A 5,649-nucleotide genomic window follows, 5' to 3' on the forward strand; every position below is an offset into this window, starting at 1 on the left:
GATGGTTGATAATATTGATGTGCGTCAACAAGCCTTAAGGTGTTTGTTGATGAATGACCCATGGCAGAAAGCACAGCACACAAGAACGCTCTTCGAGCAAATAAATAAAGAAGGTTTTTATCTTAATCGACAATCACTTGATGTACCGACGATACCGGGCAGACCAGATAAACCAGACTTAGTCCCACCCAAAGCATTACCGCGTCGACGTAATAATCAACAAACAGGCCATGCCACACTGATTCACGCCATATGTCATATTGAGTTTAACGCGATTAATCTGGCACTGGACGCGACAGCCCGGTTTGCTGATATGCCCGAGGCTTTTTACCTGGACTGGATGCAAGTCGCCTATGAAGAAGCACATCATTTTTTATTATTAGATGAACATTTGCAAAGCATGGGATTTCATTATGGTGATTTTCCCGCCCATGACGGTATGTGGGAAATGGCTCAGAAGACACACCATGATCCACTGACAAGGATGGCATTAGTGCCTCGCGTGTTAGAGGCGAGGGGATTAGACGTCACACCTTCGATGATGAAGAAGTTAAAAAACTCAGGTGATCATAAAGCGTTTGATATTTTGACACTGATTTTGGAAGAAGAGATTGGTCATGTGACCATCGGTACTCGCTGGTTTAATTTTCTGTGCGAGCAACGGGGCGTGGACCCTTTCGAGACGTTTAAAACCTTACTTCATACCTACTTCAATGGTGAGATTCGTGGCCCGTTTCATACGGAGGCCAGATTAGATGCAGGATTTACACAGCAGGAAATGGATTTGCTCGAATCACAGGCCGTATACAAAAAGCAGGGCTGATTATTCAGCCGCTGCTTTTTTCTTTTTCTCCATTTCTGCTTTCTGGCGACGTGATTCTTTCGGATCAGCAATTAATGGACGATATATCTCGATACGGTCTTTATCATTCAACTCGGCATTCAGCTTACACATCTTGCCAAAAATACCGACTTTATCTGTTTTTAAATCGATTTGTGGGAAACGCTCTAAGATGCCAGAGCGTTTGATTGCTTCTTCTACGACGCAATCTTTAGGGACTTCGATAGGAATAATGACTTGTTCATTCGGTAGCGCGTAAGCTACCTCAATTAGCATTAAATCAGCGTTTTCCATAGATTTCCTGTGCACGTTTACAAAAAGCTTCTACCAATGAGCCTGAGATTTGAGTAAAAACAGGGCCTAATGCTAAGTCTAATAAGCGGGTAGAAAACTCGAAGTCCATATCAAGCTGGACACGACATCCCTGATTATCGCCAATAGGCTTAAATTGCCAATGGCCTTCTAAGTGACGAAAGGGGCCGTCAATTAACTCGATCCGAATGGCATTGCCATGATCGAGCACGTTCCTGGTGGAAAATTCATGATGAATGCCGCCTTTGGCTATATCCAGTGAGGCGCAAATAACATCTTCATTTTTACTGATAATTCTGCTGTCGCGACACCAAGGCAAAAACCGTGGATAGGCTTCAACATCATTAACCAAATCAAACATTTGATCAGGTGTGTACATGACCAGAGAGCTTCGTGTGATGGTAGTCATTGAAATCCGGTTACGTCATTAATTAATTCAGAAGACCGATAAGATTGGCAAAGACAATCATAATTGCAATCGGTGTAATAAAACGTACAAGTACTCGCCAAGTCGAATACAGCACTCCATTGCCCAATCCCAGCTCATCCATCGAGCTTTGTCGCTTCATTACCCAGCCTGCAAAGAAGGCTATCAGTAATCCGCCCAAAGGCAACATAATATTCGCTGTAAGGTAGTCAAGCAACTCAAACATCGTTAATCCGAATAATGTCCATTCCCGGCCGATGTTAAATGAGAAGATTGTCAGCAGACCTAATAACCAGATTATGGCACCTGAGTACACGCTGGCTCGGAGTCTTGTCATATTCTTATTTTCTACTAACCATACAACAATTGGCTCAACCAGTGAAATGCCAGAACTCCAGGCAGCAAATAATAATAAGACAAAAAAGATACCGCCAAAGAACTCACCGCCCGGCATATGACCAAAGGCAATTGGTAGCGTATCAAAAATTAAACTGGGTCCTTGTCCTGGTTCTAAACCATTGGCAAATACGAGAGGGAAGATCGCCAAGCCAGCAAGTAATGCCACGCCTGTATCCATCACAGAAATAGTCAGAGAGACTTTGAATATAGAGGCTTTTTGAGGCAGGTATGACCCATAAACCATTATGGCCCCCATCCCCAAGCTCAATGTAAAAAAGGCGTGCCCCATTGCGGTCAGCACGCCTGTATGTGTCAGCTTAGAAAAATCAGTCGCGAATAAAAAGTCCATACTTTGATGAAAGTATTCGCCAGTGTTATAGCCATATCCCACTAACATCAAAATGATAATAAATAGGGCGGGCATGATAATGCGAACAGACTTTTCTAAGCCATGCTGAACACCACGAATAACGATAGCTACCGTCATCAGCATAAAGATGGTGTGCCAGGCCAATAAGCGTTCTGGATCATTGACTAAGGCTTTATGGATACTAATGGCACCGTCAGCAGTGACCCCTTCAAACACCCCCGCAAATGCGCGGGGAATATAGGCCATCGCCTGTCCAGCAATCACACTGTAATACGAAAGAATAAAAAAGCCGGTTAATACCCCCATGCCACCAAGCCACTGCCAGTGTTTGCTCTTGCCTTCTTCTTCGGCAATGGATTTCAGGGTATTCATGGGGTTTTGTCGACCACGTCGACCAATCAGAATTTCAGCCATCATCAGTGGCACACCGATAATAGCAATACATAAGAGATAAACTAAAACAAAAGCACCGCCACCGTTTTCACCAGCGATGTAAGGAAATTTCCATATGTTTCCCAGGCCAACAGCCGATCCTGTTGCTGCAAGAATAAATGCCCAGCGAGATGTCCACTCGCCATGAATCGACTTGGTTGGTCTAGCCATTCGGTCGCCTCAAAATAGTAAATTCATTCGATTGTACCCAAAATATTTGGCTTTCAACAAACTGCACTCATTTTGTTGTTATGAATGATAAATAATGAAGCCGCCGTTTAAACACTCTATAATATCCACATGGCAGCGAAAAAGAATAAAAAGAAAGTAGGCGAAAATACCATCGCAGTGAACCGCAAGGCACGGCATGAATTTTTCATCGAAGATAGATTTGAAGCAGGACTCGTTCTCGAAGGATGGGAAGTGAAAAGCCTGCGTGATGGAAAAGCTCAGCTCAACGAGAGCTATGTGCACGTTCGCAATGATGAAGCCTGGTTAGCTAACGCACTCATTACCGCGTTAAAAACAGCATCAACGCATATCAAACCAGAGCCGCAACGTGACCGTAAATTACTGCTGCATCGTGCTGAATTACACAAACTGATTGGTGCGGTAGAGCGCAAAGGTTACACACTTATTCCTTTGAATATGTACTGGAAAAAGGGCATGGCCAAGATTGAAATTGCGCTGGCTAAAGGTAAACAACTACACGATAAACGCGCAACCGAAAAAGATCGCGACTGGAATCGTGATAAAGCCAGAATTCTGAAAGCAAGATAAGTTTTCACTGGTTGAAAAACGTCACATCCGTTACAATATAAGAGTTCAACACTTTGGGGGCGACCTGGCTTCGACGGGGATTACAAAACCTAAGGTGCATGCCGAGTACTTCAGTTCTCTCGTAAAAAAGACTGGAATTAAATTAGTTGCTAACGATAACAACTACGCACTAGCTGCTTAATAACCAGTGAATGCCGTCCGACCAGATCCGTGCTTGTGCGTCTGGTATCGGGCGTCGACTCTCACAAGATCGTCTCAAGGTATGCTTGGTACTAAGAGATTAAAACTTTACAAGATCGCTACTTGTTTTCCCTGTTCATCGGGTAGCAGGTAGTTAAATTAATAGATGAAATAAGCATGTAGATCCGAAGGCGGAGGATCTGCGGACGCGGGTTCGATTAGTAAAATGGTCGCCATAGGGAGTGATCCCTATTGGAAAAAGAGAGCTCATACGGTGAACGCTACGGGACAAGGGTCCTATGCCAACGCCGTCCGGTGAATGGGAAACCAGTAAGCCGGCTAGAGACTCATAGGTTCCTAACGAGACTTGTCTTCATGGAATACTAGGGTGGGTTGATAGTAAAACAGATACTCACAAACGCTCTCCATCTGATTTATCAGATGAAGGAATAGTCCAGGCCTGAATGAAAATTCAGGAATCACTGTCCCGCCGCCTCCACCAAATACAAAACAACCACCTTCGGGTGGTTTTTTTGTGCCTGATGATCTGTGACGTAGGTTGGGTAGAGCCATAGCGAAACCCAACAGTTGAGACATTGTATAATTATGTTTTGTTAGGTTTTATGCTTAAACTCAACCTAAAATCTATTTATTAAATGTTAGTTAGCCCAAAAGACGAGGTAATGGAATGTCTCTCTACAAGGTTACAGCTGAACTCTCGGCTATTGATGCTGCATATATTGCAGGACTTATAGATGGTGAAGGCACAGTAACCCTTTGTCGAAAACATAAAAATGAAAATAGGCAATTGGCTGTAACAATCAGTAATACTGAACGAGAGCTATTGGATTATGTCCTTGCTAGAGTAGTGGCTGGGAAAATCACTAAAAAAGAAAACTGCCCAAAGCCACCATACACCAAGTCTTACGTATGCTATCTATAATCGTCAGGCACTGAGTTTATTAAAACAAATAACCCCATACCTTCAAACTTATAAGAGACATCGCGCACAGTATATTCTGCAACATTACCTAAATGTCACACCACGTAATGGCAAATACAGTAAAGAATTGCTAGATGCCCGTAAGCAATTTGAGGAAAATGTATTGAATATCCTTCCAGCTAAAAATCCAACTAAATAAATCATGTAAGCGATTCTTGGTTGGGCTGGGCCATGAAGTTAATATTCTTAGGACAATCTGTATTGACTACAGGCTGAACAAAAATCAAGTTTGCTGACCCCTTGATTTTTTTGTATTACCTCCTTAAATGGTGTCCGGGATCAGTGAACCACTACAATTTGACCTAACGAGCTTCGAGTGTAATCATTCAATTCCGATTTAGGATGCTCGAATAAGTGGTAAAGAATGACAGATTTAAATCTTTTAGTAGACAGGATTAGGGAGGGGAGAGTAGTACTTTTCCTTGGTTCGGGGGCATTGGTCGGAGCGACGTTACCTTCGAATCCAATACCTCTCGGCAATGATCTTCGAGATGTTCTTTGTTCTAAATTTTTAAACGAAAAATTCAGAGACTCGGACTTGGCACATGTGTCTGCGATGGCAATTTCTCATGCGTCATTAATTGATGTTCAAGATTTTATCAAGGATTATCTTAGTGGAATCCAACAAGCAGAATTCCATAACTTGTTGCCATCCTTGAGGTGGAGAGCAATCTTCACGACTAATTATGATCTATTAATCGAGAAGTGTTACGAAGATCACCAAAGCCCGGTACAAAAGCTGAATGTGATAATGAGTAATGAGGATAATTTTGATGATACTCGGACATCCAATGAAAAGTTACCTTATCTGAAGCTTCATGGCTGTGTAACACGAACACATGACCAGAAGCTGCCTTTGATATTAACTACAGATCAGTACAACGACTCATTTGCATCTAGAAAAA

The 5,649-nt window shown here is 42.7% G+C and carries 7 protein-coding genes and 1 other RNA gene; 5 read left to right on the forward strand and 3 right to left on the reverse strand.

What is annotated here, in order from left to right:
- Position 1 precedes the first annotated feature (1 nt).
- Complete coding sequence (locus B4K20_RS02835) at positions 2-823, forward strand: ferritin-like domain-containing protein (protein ID WP_289281806.1); 822 nt, start codon at positions 2-4, stop codon at positions 821-823.
- Here B4K20_RS02835 and B4K20_RS02840 read toward each other — a convergent pair whose 3' ends face one another.
- Genes B4K20_RS02840 through B4K20_RS02850 form a run of 3 tightly spaced genes read right to left on the reverse strand, consistent with a single transcriptional unit; the run spans position 824 to position 2,952 of the window.
- Positions 824-1,135 carry an RnfH family protein gene (locus tag B4K20_RS02840; protein WP_284722449.1) on the reverse strand — a complete coding sequence of 104 codons (312 nt, stop codon included), beginning with the start codon at positions 1,133-1,135 and terminating at the stop codon, positions 824-826.
- Positions 1,122-1,562 (reverse strand): type II toxin-antitoxin system RatA family toxin, encoded by a 441-nt coding sequence (locus tag B4K20_RS02845; protein WP_007145456.1) that lies wholly within the window; start codon positions 1,560-1,562, stop codon positions 1,122-1,124. Before B4K20_RS02845 ends, B4K20_RS02840 begins: the two co-directional genes overlap by 14 nt.
- A 22-nt stretch (positions 1,563-1,584) precedes the next feature.
- Positions 1,585-2,952, reverse strand: coding sequence for a sodium-dependent transporter (locus B4K20_RS02850; RefSeq protein ID WP_289281807.1), 1,368 nt, complete (start codon positions 2,950-2,952; stop codon positions 1,585-1,587).
- Positions 2,953-3,081: 129 nt separating this feature from the next.
- Between B4K20_RS02850 and smpB the strand changes: the two genes are divergently transcribed.
- From smpB to B4K20_RS02870, 4 genes are all read left to right on the forward strand, one after another.
- Positions 3,082-3,561: an SsrA-binding protein SmpB gene (smpB, locus tag B4K20_RS02855; protein ID WP_289281808.1), complete on the forward strand. Its 480-nt coding sequence runs from the start codon at positions 3,082-3,084 to the stop codon at positions 3,559-3,561.
- Between the two features lie 63 nt (positions 3,562-3,624).
- Positions 3,625-3,962, forward strand: a transfer-messenger RNA (tmRNA) gene (gene ssrA / locus B4K20_RS02860).
- A 467-nt stretch (positions 3,963-4,429) separates the two neighbouring features.
- Positions 4,430-4,684 carry an LAGLIDADG family homing endonuclease gene (locus tag B4K20_RS02865; RefSeq protein WP_289281809.1) on the forward strand — a complete coding sequence of 85 codons (255 nt, stop codon included), beginning with the start codon at positions 4,430-4,432 and terminating at the stop codon, positions 4,682-4,684.
- Positions 4,685-5,108: 424 nt separating this feature from the next.
- Positions 5,109-5,649: SIR2 family protein (locus tag B4K20_RS02870; RefSeq protein WP_289281810.1), on the forward strand; the 541-nt coding region annotated here is incomplete at its 3' end.

The sequence above is a fragment of the Methylophaga sp. UBA5088 genome (assembly GCF_002414625.1).
GTDB classification, from domain to species: Bacteria; Pseudomonadota; Gammaproteobacteria; order Nitrosococcales; family Methylophagaceae; genus Methylophaga; species Methylophaga marina.

Bases quoted from the DNA above. Each gene is read 5' to 3' on its own strand.
- B4K20_RS02850 (WP_289281807.1), bottom strand. From the start codon at position 2,952: ATGGCTAGACCAACCAAGTCGATTCATGGCGAGTGGACATCTCGCTGG.
- B4K20_RS02835 (WP_289281806.1), top strand. From the start codon at position 2: ATGGTTGATAATATTGATGTGCGTCAACAAGCCTTAAGGTGTTTGTTG.
- B4K20_RS02840 (WP_284722449.1), bottom strand. From the start codon at position 1,135: ATGGAAAACGCTGATTTAATGCTAATTGAGGTAGCTTACGCGCTACCG.
- B4K20_RS02845 (WP_007145456.1), bottom strand. From the start codon at position 1,562: ATGACTACCATCACACGAAGCTCTCTGGTCATGTACACACCTGATCAA.
- smpB (WP_289281808.1), top strand. From the start codon at position 3,082: ATGGCAGCGAAAAAGAATAAAAAGAAAGTAGGCGAAAATACCATCGCA.
- B4K20_RS02865 (WP_289281809.1), top strand. From the start codon at position 4,430: ATGTCTCTCTACAAGGTTACAGCTGAACTCTCGGCTATTGATGCTGCA.